This is a genomic window from Streptomyces sp. NPDC059499 (assembly GCF_042749285.1).
GTDB lineage: Bacteria > Actinomycetota > Actinomycetes > Streptomycetales > Streptomycetaceae > Streptomyces.
Genome location: NZ_JBHYTT010000004.1, coordinates 333,983 through 349,501, shown reverse-complemented (window position 1 = coordinate 349,501; position 15,519 = coordinate 333,983). Strand labels below are relative to the sequence as shown.

Sequence of the window (15,519 nt, the reverse complement as noted above, 5' to 3'; positions counted from 1 at the left end):
TCCGGCCCCTCGTGGGCCGGTCACCGAAAGGGCTTCACCCATGTCTGCTGATCTCAACGGCTCCCGCGCACTGGTGACGGGAGCGGGCCACGGCATCGGCCGCGCCATCGCCGTCGCCCTGGCAGAGGCCGGCGCCGACGTCGCCGTCCACTTCCACTCCTCCGCCGAGGAGGCCGCGAAGACGGTCTCCGCCATCGAGGCGCTGGGACGCAGGGCCAAGGCGTTCCAGGCCGACGCGACCGTGAGCGGCGAGGTGGACGCACTGGTCGAGGAGGCCACCGGATTCCTCGGCGGCCTGGACGTCCTCGTCTGCAACGCGGGTCATCTGATCGGTCGCGAGAAGATCGCATCCATGTCGGACGACCACTTCGACCAGGTCATCTCCGTCAATCTGACGTCGGCGTTCCGCACGGTACGAGCCGCCCTGCCGCATCTGACGCAGTCCTCGGCCGGACGCATCATCACCATGTCGTCGCTCGCCGCGCACAACGGCGGCGGCCCCGGCTCGGTCGCCTACGCGGCCGCCAAGGCGGGCATCCGCGGCTTCACGAAGGGCCTGGCGAAGGAACTCGCGGGCACGGGGATCACCGTCAACTCGGTGGCACCCGGCTTCATCAAGGGCACGGCCTTCCACGACACGTTCACCGCTCCCCAGGCCCAGCAGGCGATGGAGGCCGGCATCCCCGTCGGCCGGGCCGGCACGCCGGAGGACGTCGCCCACGCCGTCGTCCATCTGGCCTCGCCCGCTTCGGGCTTCCTGACCGCCACCACGGTGGACATCGACGGTGGCGTGTGGCCGCGTTGAGGCGCATCGCCCGGGAGCGGGGCGGCTGGTGGCACGCGTACGTCTGCCCGGCCCACGGGGTGGAACTCGACCACGGTGATCTGCTCGGCGGGGTCTTCCCCGAGGACGGTGCGCGCTGCGCGCACGGCTGCCGCGTGGACACGGAGGCCGTGCGCGGCGCCTGGCTGGTGCTCTCGCACCAGGCGTGGGCGCGGCACCTGCGGGTGCTCGCCCATCAGGGCGATCGCGCGGAGGCGGTGGCCCGGCTCGTCGAGTACGCCGACGTGTACGCCGGCCTCGCCACGGAGCGGCACGGCGAGGCGCAGACATGGATGCTGCGCGGCCGGCTCTTCCACCAGGCGCTGACCGACGCGATCTGGGCGGTGAACATCGGGCACGCGGTGAACACGCTCGCCGTCAAGGACACCGAAGGACTCGCGGCGGTACTGCCGCTGCTCGACGACCTGGAGCAGGCGGCACTCGACGCCCGTGACGTGCTGACCGGCCAGGGGCACCTCGCGTCCAACTACACCGCGTGGCTGAACGCGGCAGGTGTGGCCACGAGCCGGGCCGCGGCCGCGGTCCGCGGCCGGGAGTGGGACGGTGCCGGGCAGTGGCTGGAGGGCGATCACGGCCTGTACGCGCATCTGCGCGTGGCGGTCGCCGAGGACGGCTGGGAGTGGGAGGGCAGTACCTACTACCACGGGTTCGTGCTGCGGGCGGCCCTGCTGGCACTGCGCTCCACCGACCCGGCGGCGATCCCGTCCGATGTGGTGGGCGTGCTGGCCGGGATGACGGACGTCCTCGCGGTGATCGCGACGGACGGCGGCATTCTCCCGGCGTTGCACGACGGTCCGTACGCGCGGCCCCCGCTGGCCCTGGAGTGGCTCGAACTGGTAGCCCTTGCCCAGCAGTTGGTGCCGTCCGCAGCACTGGATGCGGTGGCGGTACGCGCACGGGCCGAGCTCGGCGAGCGCGACGACGAGCTGGACCGGGAGCTCGGCGGCTGGTTCGCCGGTCCGCCGCTCCCCCGTCGGGCGGCGCCCGGTGCCGTCACCGTCTTCCCGTCGGCGGGCTACGGAGTGGTACGGGCGGCGGGCATCCACGCACTGCTGGACTTCGGCCCGCACGGCGGTTCGCACGGGCACCGCGACAAGCTGTCGCTGTACCTGTACGGGGACACGACCCTGTGGCAGCCGGACCCCGGCCAGGTGCCCTACGCGCACGCCGAGTTCCGTGATCTGTACGCCTCGACCGAGGCACATCCGGCGTTCCGGGTGGACGGCGCCGAACAGGCGGAGTGCACGGGGGCGCTGCTGGCTTCGGACACCGCCTCGTTGTCCGCCGAGGTCACCACCGCGTACGAAGGGGTGCGCGCGGTACGGCGGGTGGCGGCCGGCGACTGCTACCTGGTGGATCTCCTGACGGTGACGGGCCGTGAGGCGCACCGCGTCACGGCCCAGCTGCGCCCGGGAACGGCGCTCGACGTCCAGCTGCAGGCCGCCGGTCCCGTGCGCACCACCTGGTACGGCGACGAGACCCTGCACGGCTGGCACACCCACACCGCCGGGGTGCCGGTCCGGCCCGTGACCCGGCCCGGCCCCGGTCCGGCGGACGATCCGCAGCGCATGCGCACCCGGGTCGACTTCACCGCCGATGCGGAGCGGGTCACCTTCGCCTCGGTGTACCAGGCGGCATCGGCGGGTCCTGCGGTGAGCGAGGTGCGACTCGACGGCGAGGAGCTGACGGTGGAACTGGCTGACGGCTCCACCGCGCGCTTCCGGACGGAGGGCTGAGTCGTGCTGCTCTCCGCCACTCCGCCGCCCGGCCCGCGCCCCGCGCAGGAGGTCCGGCTGCGGGAGGAGGCCGCGCGCCACCGCGGTCTCACCCCGCCCCGCACGCACCCCCTGGCCAGCATCACCTGGCTGGGCCCGGCCGCCTCCAACCCGGCTCTGGCCTTCCGCACCACCGGCGACCGCGCGCATCTGGACGAGAGCCGGCGCTGGATCGAGGCGGCCGTGCGGCTGCCGCACTGGGGCCGGGCCCATCTGCCGGACCACGACCTGGACGCGGGCTGGTTGCTCCACCACCTGTCGCTCGCCTACCGGTGGATCGGGGACGAACTGCCGGACGGGGTACGGGCGCTGCTGCGGTACAAGCTGCTGCTGCAGGGCCGCCGCATGTACGAGTTCGCGGTGGCGAGCGAGGGCCGCTGGTGGTCGTCGTCGTACTGGCAGAACCACAACTGGATCTGTTACGCGGGTCTGGCGACCGCCGGCTACGTCCTGGGCAAGGAGGAGTGGACCGAGCGGGCCAAGGACAACCTCGGCACGGTCCTGGACCTGATGCCGGCCGACGGTTCGCATGCCGAGGGTGTCGTGTACTGGCGCTACGGTGTGCCCTTCCTGGCGATCCATCTGGATCTCCTGAAGGAGGCGGAGGGGGTCGACTGGTGGGAGCGCGGCGGCTTCCTCGCCAACACCTTCCGCTACCGGCTCCACCAGACGGCGCCCGGCTTCGCGTTCAACGTCGACCACGGTGACTGCCACGACCGGCGCAGTGGTCACAGCGCGGGCCTGTACTACCGGCTCGCCTCGCAGTACGGCATCGCGGAGGCCCAGTGGATGGGCGATCTGGCCTCGGGCGAACTGCTGTGGCAGGAGGCGGCGGAGAGCGGGGTGCGGCCGGGAATCCTGCCGGAGGCCTATCTGGAGTACCTCTGGTACGACCCGTCCGTAGCGGCTTCCCGGCCCACCGAGACCCGTGCGTTCTTCCCTGATCTGGGGCTGCTCGCCGCCCGCACGGGGTGGGACGACGATGCGACGCTGGTGTCGTTCAAGGCGAGTCCGGGTGGCGGCCACACCGCGTGGGAGACCTCCGCGAAACACCGGGCCGAGCTGGGCTGGGAGACCCTGAACCAGGGGCACCACCACCCGGACTCGGGGTCGTTCGTGCTCATTTCGCACGGGGCGTTCCTCGCCGTGGACGAGGGCTACAGCAACCGCAAGCGCGCGGCGCACCACAATCTGCTGCTGGTGGACGGACAGGGGTACGCGGACGAGGACCGCTATCACGTCTACAAGGACATTCCGTACGAGCGGCAGGCCAGGCAGCGCGATGTGCTGGTGGACGCCGAGGCGGGCTGGGCGCACGCCACGGCCGAGATCGCCGCGATGTACGACCCGGCGCTGGGCGTCCGTCGTCTGGACCGCACCCTGGTGTTCACCCCGTCGGGCCGGCTCGTTCTGCTCGACCTGGCCGAGGCGGAGGCGGAGCGGGAGTGGACGTTCCTGCTGCAGACCGACCGCCCCACGGAGCCGCAGCCGGACGGCAGCCGGCTGATCAGGTCGGGCGCGGCCACCGCTCTCGTACGGCAGTTCGCGCCCCACGACGCCTCGGTCGTCTGCGAGGTCACCGAGGTCGAAGCCAATCCGACGTCCAGTACGCCGGAGCTGCGGCTCACCCGGACGCTCCACACGCTCCGTGCGACCACCCCGCGGTCGTCGGACGGTCTCTTCCTCACCGCCATTACGCCGGGTGGAGCACCGGCCGGCGAACAGGTCGCGTGCCCGGACGGACGCGGTGTCACGTTCGCGGAGGCCGGGGAGACCGTCCTGCTGTCCCCCGTCGCCCGGCGGATCCGTGCGGCACGGGTGAGCGCCGACGGTGCCGCCGTGCTGATCTCCGAGGGCGCCGCGCCGTTCGTCGTGCGGTGCACCCGGCTGGAGCTGGACGGGCACGTGCTCCTCGATGTGCCGGAGCCGTACACAGGAAAGGTCGGCTGATCATGCAGGCAACCCTCTCGTCCGGCTGGCCGACGCTGTTGCGGCGTCTGGAGTTCATCGCCTACCCGGCCGTCGCCGGGGCCGCGTGCAGTGTGCTGTCCCTGGGTGTCGTCACCTGGCTGCCCGCGCTCGCGGCCATGGGCCACGCGCTTCAGCTGTGGCGGGCGGAGGGGGACAGCCGCGTGTTCGTCAACGCGTTCGCCGCGTTCCCCCGCTACTGGCGTGCGCTGTGGCGCCACGGGTTGCTGTCGACGGCGGCGGCGGTCGTCCTCGGCGCGAACATCGTGTATCTGCTGACCCGTTCGGAGCCGTGGACCTTCGTCGTGCTCGCCGCCCAGGTGGGCATCGCCACCGCGCTCGTCATCCATCACATCGCGCTCGCGGCCGAGGCCGGACGGACACCACGGGGCTCGGTCCGCACCTGGTCGGCCGGGGCGCTGGCGCTCGGCTTCGGGTCTCCGGCCCGGGGCACCGCACTGCTCGGCGCGGTGATCTCCGCCGTGCTGCTCTCCCTCGTCGTACCGCTCGGGCCACTGCTGCTGGGCCCGAGCATCCCCGTACTGCTCGCTCTGTCCTTCGCTGATCCCAGGAGGCACATCTCATGAGCCATGCACTGCGCACCACCCTGGCCGCCGCGCTCGCGGCGGGCACCTCGCTCCTTCTCCCGGCTCCGTCCGTGGCCGCCGAGGCGGCCACCGCGTACTACGTCTCGCCGTCCGGCAGCGATTCCAACGCCGGTACGTCGGCGGGGGCGCCGCTCGCCACGATCCAGAAGGCCCTGGACCTGGCGCCCACGGGAGCGGTGGTGAACCTCGCGGCCGGAACCTACCGGCAGGACGCGGTGACCAAGCGCCCCGGCGTCACACTCACGGGCCCGTCGAACGCCGTGGTGAAGGGAGCGGGTGACGCCCGGATCATCCAGGTGCAACACGACTCGACGACGCTGAGCGGCTTCACCGTGGACGGGCTGCACGGCTCGTCCGGTGACGTTGCGGGCTACCGCCTGAAGCTCATATATGTCATGAGCACGACTCCCGGAAACGGGGTGGGCGGCCTGCGCATCACCGGAATGGCGCTCAAGAACGCCGCCGACGAGTGCGTGCGGCTGCGCTATCTGGTCACCGGCGCGGAGGTGGACGACAACACGGTCAGCAACTGCGGTGTCGCCGACTTCAAGTTCGGCGGCGGTGGCAAGAACGGCGAAGGCATCTACCTCGGCACGGCCCCCGAGCAGCAGGGCGCGAACGGCGCCCCGGACGCCGCGGCGGACATCAGCAGGAACAACCGCATCCACCACAACACCATCGCCACCCAGGGCAACGAGTGCGTCGACGTGAAGGAGAACTCGACCAACAACTACGTCGAGTACAACGACTGCAGCGGCCAGAAGGACGCCAGCTCCGGCGGCCTCGACGCACGCGGCAGCGGCAACATCTTCCGCTACAACACGGTGCACGACAACGTCGGCGCCGGTGTAAGGCTCGGCGGTGACACCGCGACCGACGGCATCGACACGAGCGTGTACGGCAACACCATCACCGGCAACGCGGGCGGCGGCATCAAGTTCATGCGCACCCCGCAGGGCCCCGTGTGCACGAACACCATGAGCGGCAACACCGGTGGCGACGCGGTCGGTACGTACGCGGGCGAGTACGCGCCGACCGGTGCGTGCCCGCAGTGACCGGCCGGGGGCCCGCGAGACGCGGGGTACTGACGGCGGCGGCGGGCGTGGCGGCAGTGGCCTTCGCCGCGCCCGGAGCCCAGGCCGCCCCGGCCACGCAGGGCAGCGGCGCCACGGCGGGCAGGTCGCGCTGGGCCACGTCCTGGGCGACGGCACAGACCGCACCGACCGGGACCGACACGGTGGCGGCCGGCGGCCTCACCGACGGGGTGTTCACCGCCGTCCTGCGGCTGTCGGCCGGCGGGCAGGTGCGTCTGCGGTACGGGAACGCCTTCGGCGCCGTACCCGTCCTGATCGGCCCGGTGACGGCCGGCGGGCGTGCGGTGACGTTCGGCGGCCGACGGCAGGCGTGGCTCGCCGCGGGTGCCTCCCTGACGAGTGATCCGGTCGACGGTCTGCGCGCTCCGGCTGCGTCACGGCTGACGGTGGAGACCCGGCTGCCCGGCCCCACCGGGCCCCTGTCCTTCCACCGCAACACCCACGCCTCGCACTCCGTCGACGGGGTGCGGACCACCTCGGTGTTCCTGCTGACCGGGGTCGAGGTGACCGGCGCCCACGGGCCGGTGCTCGCGGTGCTCGGCGACTCCATCGCGGAGGGGGTCGGCACACCCGACGACGCGGACCTGCGCTGGCCGGACCAACTGGCCCGACGACTCCCCGGATCGGCTGTCGCCAACCTCGGCATCAGCGGCAACCGGCTGCTGCTGGACGACGCCCGGTTCGGGCCCGGCGGGCAGGCGCGCTTCGACCGCGACGTCCTCTCACTGCCCGGGCTGCGCACCGTACTCGTCCATCTCGGTATCAACGACCTCCAGCAGCCACCTTCCCAGACGGACCCCGCGCTCGTCCTGGCCAGCTACCGCCAGCTGGTCCTGCGGGCCCGGAACGCTGGGCTGCGGATCGTCGGGTCGACCATCACCCCGTTCGAGGGGTGGACCCGCTGGACACCGGAACTCGACGCGGTCCGACAGCAGATCAACCGCGCCGTGCGCACCGGCCGGCTGTTCGACGCGGTCGCCGACTTCGACCGCGCGCTGCACGATCCCGCACAGCCGTCCCGCCTGCTGCCCGCGTTCGACAGCGGCGACGGTCTGCACCCCAATCCTTCCGGTCACGCCGCGCTCGCCGCGGCCGTCGACCGCCGACACCTCCTGTGAGGGCCCGACACATGACCCCAGGCACCGGCAGAGGCACCACCCGACGCACCGTCCTGGCCGGAGCGGCGGCGCTCGGCGCGGCCGTCACCCTGCCCCTCACCCTTACGTCCGGGGCCGCGCACGCGGCTGCGGGCGACGCGGCAGCACTGCGCGCCCGCTGGCACACCCTGCTCACCGGGGGCACCGGCCTCGACCTGACGGACGAGCGGATCGCGGCGGCCGTCGCCCGGACCGGCCGTACCGCGACCACTGCGGCGACGGGCCTGGACCCGGCGCGCACCGACGGCCTGTTCCCCGACCTGACCAGCACCACGCTCTCCAACCACGTCACCACGTCGTTCAAACGGCTCGCCACGATCGCCACCGCGTGGGCGGTACCCGGCACCCCGCAGTACGGGGACGCGGCCCTCGGAGACCTGCTGCTCGCGGGCATCGACTGGATGCTGACACACCGTTACGGCCCCGAGCACACCCGGTTCGACAACGACTGGGACTGGGAGATCGGCTCGGCTCTCGCGCTGAACGACGCGTCCGTGCTGCTGTACGACGTGCTCGGCACGGAGCGCCTCACGCGTATCACCGAGGCCGTGCGGCACTACACACCCGACCCGAACCTGTGGCGGGCGGACCGGCAGATCGCGACCGGGGCGAACCGGGTGTGGATCTCCACCGTGGTCGCGGTCAACGCCGTTCTGCGTGACGACGGGGACGCCCTCACCCGGGTCCGCGACGCTCTTTCGGACGTCGAGGGTTCAGGTGCCAACAGTGTCCTGGCCTTCAACGACCGCGCGGACGGCTCGGCGGGCACGGGTGAGGGTTTCTACTCCGACGGCTCGTTCCTCCAGCACTACAAGCACCCGTACAACGGCGGTTACGGCAAGGAACTGCTCAACAACCTCTCCCGGCTGCTGAACCTGCTCGCGGGCACGGGCTGGACGGTCACCGACCCTGATCTCGACAACGTCCGCGGCTGGGTCGACGACGGTTTCGACCCGCTGCTCGCCCGCGGCGACGTGATGGCGTCGGTGTGCGGGCGGGAGATCGCGCGTCCGAGCAAGCAGGGCCACGCCTCCGCGCAGACGGTCATCGAGGCGGTGCTGCGGCTGATCCCGAGCTTCCCGGGCGAGACCGCCGACCGGTTCACCGCTCTGGTCAAGCAGTGGATCGCCGAGGACACCTACCGGGACTTCCTGGCCGTCACCGATCTGGCATCGCTCGTCGCCGTCCGCCGGATCCTCGACTCGCCCGTCCCCGCGCGCGGCCCGCTGGTCGCCCACAAGCAGCACCCCCGGATGGACAAGGCGGCGCACCACAGGCCGTCGTTCGCGCTGGGCATCTCGGCGTACTCGAGCCGGATCTACAACTACGAGTCGATCCAGAACGAGAATCTGCACGGCTGGCATCTCTCCGACGGCATGGTGCTGCTGTACACCGACGACCTCGGGCACTACAGCGAGGACTACTGGCCCACCGTCGACGCCGCCAGGCTGCCCGGCACCACGGTCGTCGCGGGCCGGCCGGCGAACGCGGCGGGACAGCGCACGACGAGTACGGCCGACTGGGCGGGCGGCACCGCTCTCCCGGGGACGACACTCGGTGCCTACGGCATGGAGCTGCGGGCGTACGGAAGTTCGCTGCACGGCCTCAAGAGCTGGTTCTGCCTCGACGACGTGATCGCGTGCGTCGGCTCCGGCATCACCTCGGACACGGGGCCCGTGGAGACCGTCGTGGAGAACCGCAAGCTCCGCGACCCGCGCGCCGCCCTCCTCGTCAACGGCAAGGCCACCCCGTCCGGCCCCGGCTGGTCGGCGCGGCTCGACGGGGTGCGCTGGCTGCATGCCGAAGGGACCGGCGGCTACGTCTTCCCGAAGCCCGTGACGCTGCGCGGCCTGCGTGAGGAGCGCACCGCGACCTGGCGCGAGATCAACCTCAAGTACGGCACCGACACGCCCGTCACGCGCCCCTACCTGACGCTGTGGCAGGACCACGGCGCCGCACCTGCCGACGCCGGCTACTTCTGGCTGCAGGCGCCGGCGTCGTCCGCCGCGCGCACGAGGCAGTGGGCGGCCGCGCCCCCGGTGGAGCTCGTCTCCGACTCGACGGCCGTACACGCCGTACGCCGCCGTGCGGACGGTCTGCTCGCCGCGAACTTCTGGACCGCGGGCACCGCGCAGGAGCTGACCGCCGACGGCCCCGCCTCGGTGCTGGTGCGGGCGGACGGACGGACGGTCACGGTGGCGCTCTCGGACCCGACGCAGCTGAGGTCCTCGGTGGTCGTGGACCTCGCCCGGCGCGGCCTGACGGTCGTCGCGGCGGACCCCGGCGTCAGTGCCACCTCCACCGGCCGCGGCATCCGGATCACCGCCGACACGGCGGACCGGCACGGCGCAACCCTCAACCTCACCCTGAAGAGGAGCTAGACCCTTGCTGTTCGACATGCCCCTGGAGCGGTTGCGCGAGTACCGGCCGCAGCCGGAGGAGCCGGCCGACTTCGACGCCTTCTGGGAGAAGACGCTCACCGAGACGGCCCGGCACGACCTGGACGCCGATTTCGTGCCGTACGACGCCGGGTTCGCGACCGTGGACGTGTTCGACGTGACGTTCCGCGGCTGGGGCGGCCAGCCGGTGAAGGCCTGGCTGATGCTGCCGCGTGTCCGCTCCGGGCCGCTGCCTGCGGTGGTGCAGTACATCGGCTACAACGGTGGCCGCGGCATCCCGTACTCCTGGCTGACCTGGAGCGCACTCGGTTACGCCCACCTCGTCATGGACAACCGGGGTCAGGGCGGCGGCGGCAAGAACACCTCCGACACCCCCGACCTCGGCCCCGACGGGCACGGCTCCTCCTCGCCCGGGTTCCTGACCCGGGGCATCGAGGACCCCTCCCGCCACTACTACCGGCGGCTCATCACCGACGCCGTCCGGGCCGTCGACGCGGCGAAGGCCCACGAGGCCGTGGACTCCTCCCGCGTCGCCGTCCTCGGCGGCAGCCAGGGCGGCGGCCTCGCCCTCGCCGTGGCCGGGCTTCGCGAGGACGTGGCGGCGGCGGTGGCCGATGTGCCATTCCTGTGCCACTTCCGGCGCGGCTCGCAGATCACGGACGCGGGACCCTACGCCGAGATAGCCCGCTGGCTGTCGGGGCACCGCTTCCGGGTCGAGGAGGCGATGCAGACCCTGTCGTACTTCGACGGCGTCAACTTCGCGGCGCGGGCGACCGCTCCGGCGTGGTTCTCGGTGGGGCTGATGGACCGGATCTGCCCGTCCTCGACCGTGTACGCGGCCTACCACGCCTACGCCGGTCCGGCCGAGATCGAGGTGTTCCCGTACAACGGCCACGAGGGCGGCGCGGAGTACGACCTGCCGCGCAAGCTCTCCGCGCTGCGCGGCGTGTTCGGCCGGTAGGCGACGGGCCGTCCGTCACCGGCCCAGCGCCGCCATGGCGGCGTTGTGGCCGGGCACCCCGCTGACTCCGCCGCCGCGCACCGCGCCCGCTCCGCACAGCAGGACGTTGGCGTGTGCGGTCTCGACGCCCCAGCGGCCGGTGTCCTCGGTGGCGTACGGGAAGGACAGGTCCCGGTGGAAGATGTGGCCGCCCGGCAGCCTCAGGTCCTGCTCCAGGTCGAGCGGCGTCTTCGCCTCGATGCACGGCTCGCCGTTGCCGTCGAGTGCCAGGCAGTCGGCGATCGGCTCCTCCAGATGGGCGTCGAGTTCCGCGAGGGTGGCCTTGAGCAGGGCCGCGCGCGTGGCCTCGTTGTCGGCGGCGAAGAGCCGGGCGGGGGTGTGCAGCCCGAAGAGGGTGAGGGTCTGGTAGCCGCCTGCCGCGAGGTCGGGGCCGAGGATCGACGGGTCGGTCAGTGAGTGGCAGTAGATCTCGGACGGCGGGGCGGCGGGCAGCCGTCCCGCCGCCGCCTCGCGGTAGGCGTCGGCGAGTTGCCCGTACCCCTCCGCGATGTGGAAGGTTCCGGCGAACGCCCGGCGCGGGTCGACGGAGTGGTCACGCAGCTTCGGCAGCCGCGTGAGCAGCATGTTCACCTTCAGTTGCGCCCCCTCCGCCGGGGCCGGCGGCTCGTCCCCGAGGAGCCCGGCCAGGGCTTGCGGCGATGCGTTGACGAGCACCCTGCGGGCGCCCAGCACCCGTTCTCCGGCGGGCGAGCGGACGGTGACCTCGGCGTGGGTCCCGTCGGTCTCGATACGGGTGGCCTCGTGCCGTACGCGGATCTCGGCGCCCGCCGCCCGGGCCGCTCCGGCCAGGGCGTCGGTGAGTGCCCCCATGCCGCCGACCGGGACGTCCCAGTCCCCGGTGCCGCCGCCGATGACGTGGTAGAGGAAGCAGCGGTTCTGGAGCAGGGACGGGTCGTGGGCATCGGCGAAGGTGCCGATCAGGGCGTCGGTCAGCACCACTCCGCGGACGAGGTCGTCGGTGAACCTCTCCTCGACGGCGACGCCGATGGGCTCCTCGAACAGCGTGCGCCAGGCTTCGTCGTCGTCGATCCGCGCCCGTAGCCCGTCGCGACTCGGCAGGGGTTCGGTGAGCGTCGGGAAGGCACGCTCGGCGACCCGCTGCGTCATCGTGTAGAAGCGCTGCCAGGCCTCGTACTCGCGGTCGTCGCCGGTGAGTTCCGCGAAGGACGCCCGGGTGTTGTCGCCGCCGACGAGCAGCCCGGTGGCCCGTCCGCCGCGCACGGCCGGGGTGTACGAGGAAACCGTGCGCTTGCGGACGGCGAAGTCGAGACCGAGATCGCGGACGATCTTCTGCGGGAGCAGCGAGACGAGGTACGAGTAACGGGAGAGCCTGGCGTCGACCCCGTCGAAGGGGCGGGTCGACACAGCCGCTCCCCCGGTGCTGCCGAGGCGCTCCAGGACGAGGACGGACTGCCCGGCACGGGCGAGGTAGGCGGCGGCCACCAGACCGTTGTGGCCGCCGCCGACGATCACCGTGTCGTAGCTGTCGTGCGCGGGTGTGCCGGGCGTGTGCGTCTCGTCTGTGGCCATGGGCCCTTCGTAACACGGAACGATCATCCCTGGCCAGAGGGCCGGAGGACCGGAGGGTGTCGGGGTGCGGGTGCGGGGAGGAGGGCGGCGGGGCGGGTGCACCGGCACGGAAATCGGTGGGCGGCCCGGGACCGCTGTGGCAGGGTGCCTTCCCGGAACGCTGTCCCCCGCCTTCGCTTGCCCCGCCCCGCCCCGCCCCGCCCCAGGAGAGTTCATGGCCACACCGGCACGCCTGATCCCGCTGCTCGAACAGTTCGACTGGGCGCGTGAACGCCTCGGCAACCGGATGACCGGGCCGGTCGTGGACAGCGGCAACGGCACCGATGTCGAGGCCCCGCCGATGACCGACGAGGAGTACCTCTGGGAGCCGGTGCCCGACTGCTGGTCGGTCCGTCCGCGTACCGCGGGTCCCGGACCGCGTGCGACCGCTCTGGCCGGCACCGGCGACTGGGGGCGTGACACAGCGGCATTCCCGCACCCCTCGCCACCGCCGTTCACGACCATCGCGTGGCGCCTGAGCCATCTCACCGAACTACTGGCCCTGCGCGCCGACCATTCGGCGGGCAGCCACAGCCTGACCCGGGACGACTTCCGCGTCGAGGGGCACGCGGCCGGGGCGCTCGCCGCCTTCGGGACCGCGGCCGCCGCGTGGCGGACAGCCCTGCTGGGCGCCGACGACACCGCTCTGGACACGGTCGGGTACAGCACGTACCCGCACGGCAGCGACCCGGAGGACCCGTTCATCGACATCGTCTGGTGGGTCAATCAGGAGCTGCTGCACCACGGCGCCGAGATCGCTCTGCTCCGTGACCTGTACCGCGGGAAGAACATCTGACGCCCGCTCAGTGCGGCGGTATCCCACGCTGCCGGCGCAGGGTCGCGACCCGCCGGTAGAGGTCCACCGCTTCGGTGCTGCGCCCGAGCTGTTCCAGGCAGTGCGCCTCGTCGTTGCGGCTGGCGAGCGCGTCGGGGTGGTCGGCGCCGAGGACCCGCTCACGGGCCTCGGCGACCTTCCGGTAGTCCGTGAGGGCGTCGGCCCACCGGCCCAGCCAGCCCAGGCCGACGGCGACCTCCCGGCGGCTGACGAGCGTGTCGGGGTGGTCGGATCCCAGGGTGTGCTCCCGGATCGCGCACACCTCGCGTGATTCGACGAGCGCCTCCTCCCAGCGCGCCATCCGCCCCAGGTTGACGCCGAGTCCGTGCCGGGCGCGCAGGGTCTCCGGGTGGGCGGCTCCGTCGACCCGGGTGCGGTCGTCGACCAGCACGCGGTACAACTCGAGCGCCTCGGCGCTGCGGCCCAGCCTGCCGAGGCTGATGCCGACCTCGTAGCGGGCGGACAGGGTGTCCGGGTGGTCGGCCCCGAGCGCCACCGCTCGGGCCTGCGCGACGTCGCGATAGGTCTGCAGTGCCTCAGGCCACCGGTCCAGCTGGCCGAGCGTGTACGCCACTTCGTACAGGGTGACCAGGGTGTCCGGGTGGGTCGCGCCGAGGAGGCGGCTGCGGGCGTTCGCCACGTCGCGGGCCATGCGGTACGAGTCCTCCAGGCGGCCCAGCCTGCTGAGGTTGAACGCCAGGTTGTGGCGGCAGCGCAGGGTGTCCGGGTGATCCGGGCCCATCGAACGCTCCCGGGAGGCGAGCACCGCCGCGTACACCTGGTGGGCTTCGAAGTGCCGGCCGAGCTGGCCCAGGACGTACGCCGTCTCCTGCCGGGCCGCAAGTGTCTCCGGGTGGTCGGGCCCCAGGGTGCGTTCGCGGCCGTCCGCGACCCGGCCGAACTCGCGCAGGGCATCCGTGGCGCGTCCGGTGCGGCTGAGGGTGAAGCCGACCTCGTACCGGCTGGAGAGGGTGTCGGGGTGGTCGGGGCCGAGGGCCTGCTCGCGTTCGGCGGCGACCGCGCGGTGCACTTCGCCCGCCTCGTCCCAGTGGCCGAGGCGCCCCAGGTTGAGGCCCGCGCTGTGCCGGCTGGCCAGGGTGGCGAGCAGTTCGGGCGACGGGGTGGGCCGGTCGGTCCGGGCCGCGGGAAGGCCGGCGGGCAGAACCCGCAGGTCGGTTCCGGTCGTCCAGGAGCCGGTCAGGCCGAGCGAGAGGTCGATGGGCGCGGTGCCCGGGGATATCGCGCCCGTCGCCTTGTGACCGGTGGTCATGTTGCGGGTCCAGGACGGCAGTCCCTGCCCGCCGCCCGCGGGCCGACGGGCGGGACGCAGGACGGGGGCGGGCGGGGCCAGCCGGACCCTCCCGGTGTCCTGGCCCTGGGTCTGCTCGCCGGTGCGTCCGAGCGTGATGCGCCTGCGCAGGTCGCCGGCGTCGGCCGGCCGGCCCTCGGGAGTCTTGGCCAGCAGGTCCAGGACGACCCGGTCGAAGAACCCGGGAAGTTCGGCACGGTGGGTGCGCAGGGGCTCGGGCTGGGTGTCACGGTGTCCGACGAGGACCGCCCAGGCGTCGTCCAGGTCGAACGGCGGTACGCCCGTGGCGATCTCGTACAGCACACAGCCCAGCGAGTAGAGGTCGCTGCGGTGGTCGACCTCGCCGCCACTGATCTGCTCGGGCGACATGTAGTGCGGAGTGCCCATGGCGATGCCCGTGCCGGTGAGGCGGGAGGTGAAGCCGATGTCGTGCCCGAGCCGGGCGATGCCGAAGTCGCAGATCTTCACGGTGCCGTCGCCGAGCCGCATGATGTTGGCGGGCTTCAGATCGCGGTGCACGATGCCCTGCTGGTGGGTGTAGCCGAGGGCGTCGGCGACCTGCTCGGCGATGTCGACGACGTCGGGTACGGGCAGCGGGTTCTGCTTGTTGTCCTCCAGCAGCTGGCTGAGGTTGCGCCCTTCCAGGAGCTCCATGACCAGGTAGAGGACGCCCTCGGACTCTCCGAAGTCGTGGACGACGGTGACACCTCGGTGCTGGAGCGCCGCTGCCACCCGCGCCTCGCGGCGGAAGCGTTCGCGCAGGATGCGGGTGAACGACGGGTCGTGCTGGGGCCCCATCGGTTTCAGGCACTTGACGGCCACCTGGCGCCCCAGGGACTCGTCCCGGGCACGCCACACCTCGCCCATGCCACCGCGCCCGATCAGATCGAGCAGCCGGTACCGGCTCTGGATCAGCCTGGTGTCCGCCATCGCCTGCTGT

General features: G+C 72.5%; 11 protein-coding genes. 9 read left to right on the top strand and 2 right to left on the bottom strand.

Features of this window, described 5'->3' with window-relative positions:
• Positions 1 to 40 precede the first annotated feature (40 nt).
• From ACFW9O_RS13285 to ACFW9O_RS13250, 8 genes are read left to right on the top strand one after another with little or no spacing between them, the layout of a single operon-like run.
• Positions 41 to 805 (top strand): SDR family NAD(P)-dependent oxidoreductase, encoded by a 765-nt coding sequence (locus ACFW9O_RS13285; RefSeq protein WP_384608513.1) that lies wholly within the window; start codon positions 41 to 43, stop codon positions 803 to 805.
• Entirely contained in the window at positions 793 to 2,580 is a 1,788-nt protein-coding gene (locus ACFW9O_RS13280) for a heparinase II/III family protein (RefSeq protein WP_384608510.1), read from the top strand. Before ACFW9O_RS13285 ends, ACFW9O_RS13280 begins: the two co-directional genes overlap by 13 nt.
• Before the next feature lie 3 nt (positions 2,581 to 2,583).
• Positions 2,584 to 4,569: a hypothetical protein gene (locus ACFW9O_RS13275; protein ID WP_384608507.1), complete on the top strand. Its 1,986-nt coding sequence runs from the start codon at positions 2,584 to 2,586 to the stop codon at positions 4,567 to 4,569.
• Positions 4,570 to 4,571: 2 nt separating this feature from the next.
• Positions 4,572 to 5,174 (top strand): hypothetical protein, encoded by a 603-nt coding sequence (locus ACFW9O_RS13270; RefSeq protein ID WP_384608505.1) that lies wholly within the window; start codon positions 4,572 to 4,574, stop codon positions 5,172 to 5,174.
• Positions 5,171 to 6,250 (top strand): DUF1565 domain-containing protein, encoded by a 1,080-nt coding sequence (locus ACFW9O_RS13265; RefSeq protein WP_384608502.1) that lies wholly within the window; start codon positions 5,171 to 5,173, stop codon positions 6,248 to 6,250. Before ACFW9O_RS13270 ends, ACFW9O_RS13265 begins: the two co-directional genes overlap by 4 nt.
• Positions 6,238 to 7,407 (top strand): SGNH/GDSL hydrolase family protein, encoded by a 1,170-nt coding sequence (locus ACFW9O_RS13260; RefSeq protein WP_384608501.1) that lies wholly within the window; start codon positions 6,238 to 6,240, stop codon positions 7,405 to 7,407. The genes ACFW9O_RS13265 and ACFW9O_RS13260 overlap by 13 nt, the downstream gene beginning before the upstream one ends.
• 11 nt (positions 7,408 to 7,418) lie before the next feature.
• Positions 7,419 to 9,827 carry a polysaccharide lyase 8 family protein gene (locus tag ACFW9O_RS13255; RefSeq protein ID WP_384608499.1) on the top strand — a complete coding sequence of 803 codons (2,409 nt, stop codon included), beginning with the start codon at positions 7,419 to 7,421 and terminating at the stop codon, positions 9,825 to 9,827.
• 4 nt (positions 9,828 to 9,831) lie between these two features.
• On the top strand, positions 9,832 to 10,806 hold the full coding sequence (locus ACFW9O_RS13250; protein WP_384608498.1) for an acetylxylan esterase: 975 nt from the start codon (positions 9,832 to 9,834) through the stop codon (positions 10,804 to 10,806).
• A gap of 15 nt (positions 10,807 to 10,821) precedes the next feature.
• Here ACFW9O_RS13250 and ACFW9O_RS13245 read toward each other — a convergent pair whose 3' ends face one another.
• Positions 10,822 to 12,396, bottom strand: a complete 1,575-nt coding sequence (locus ACFW9O_RS13245; protein WP_384608495.1) for a phytoene desaturase family protein — start codon at positions 12,394 to 12,396, stop codon at positions 10,822 to 10,824.
• Between the two features lie 214 nt (positions 12,397 to 12,610).
• On the opposite strand from ACFW9O_RS13245, the gene ACFW9O_RS13240 reads away from it, so the two are divergent.
• Positions 12,611 to 13,231, top strand: a complete 621-nt coding sequence (locus ACFW9O_RS13240; protein WP_384608492.1) for a DinB family protein — start codon at positions 12,611 to 12,613, stop codon at positions 13,229 to 13,231.
• A gap of 7 nt (positions 13,232 to 13,238) precedes the next feature.
• On the opposite strand, the gene ACFW9O_RS13235 is transcribed toward ACFW9O_RS13240, so the two are convergent.
• Complete coding sequence (locus ACFW9O_RS13235) at positions 13,239 to 15,509, bottom strand: tetratricopeptide repeat protein (protein WP_384608912.1); 2,271 nt, start codon at positions 15,507 to 15,509, stop codon at positions 13,239 to 13,241.
• Between the last annotated feature and the right edge of the window lie 10 nt (positions 15,510 to 15,519).